At 46.2% G+C, this 759-nt stretch carries 1 protein-coding gene; it reads right to left on the bottom strand.

Annotated elements, in window-relative coordinates; all coding sequences use genetic code 11:
- Positions 1–528: 528 nt before the first annotated feature.
- A complete protein-coding gene (locus HHU12_RS36030; protein ID WP_227954101.1) occupies positions 529–678 on the bottom strand; it encodes a gp19.5 family protein in 150 nt (49 codons plus the stop codon).
- Between the last annotated feature and the right edge of the window lie 81 nt (positions 679–759).

A 759-nucleotide genomic window follows, 5' to 3' on the forward strand; every position in this document is an offset into this window, starting at 1 on the left:
AATTGAATACTCTCAATGTGACCTACTAACAGTCACTGCTAAACGTTAGTCACACGGTGAACCTTGTGAGCAGTCGGCTCACCTTAGGTATAGTGTCGATGGATGTCCTCAGGTCGTTACCTCAGGTTGGCTCCTCAGGTATGACTTAATGAGTACCAACAGATAGGGACAGATAGACATCAACATATAGTGTCATTAGGTCACCCTCACCACAACATATAGTATCACCTAAGGTTTCCCATCAGTCCCACCTAAGGTTAAACCGAAGGTTTAGGGGTGGCCTATGGTTACTGAGAGTGAACTGAGAGGGTACCGGGGGATAACCAAAAGTGTAAACTGTGAGATATGCACTCAGAACTTTGTGTAATATTCTTAAAGGTAACCTCAGGTATTCCTCAGGTCATTGCATAGACCCGTAGGTAGACCCAATGAGTCACCTAAGGTTAACTTTAAGTATTGACTGTAGAGGGATGGAGTGGTGTATGCTGGTAAGCATCACTACGGAATCCCTAGCGCGTCAGGAAGACCCTAATCGCTACAAGTGAGTAGAGAGCACACGAGAGTCTCCAGTCCACTGAGTTGCTGCTGAGTGACCAGTGAAGCCCCAAGGGCACCAGCAAGTACCAGCAGAAATCGCCAAGTAGTCCTATGGCGCAGTAAGGTTAACAGTAAGCGCATAGGTCCTCCTTATGTTGGCTCTTAGTGTCTTATAGTTAGAGGGTGATATTATCATCACTACCCTCTCTCTCATAGAGGAGA

This window comes from Flammeovirga aprica JL-4 (assembly GCF_012844305.1).
In the GTDB taxonomy this organism is placed as follows: domain Bacteria; phylum Bacteroidota; class Bacteroidia; order Cytophagales; family Flammeovirgaceae; genus Flammeovirga; species Flammeovirga aprica.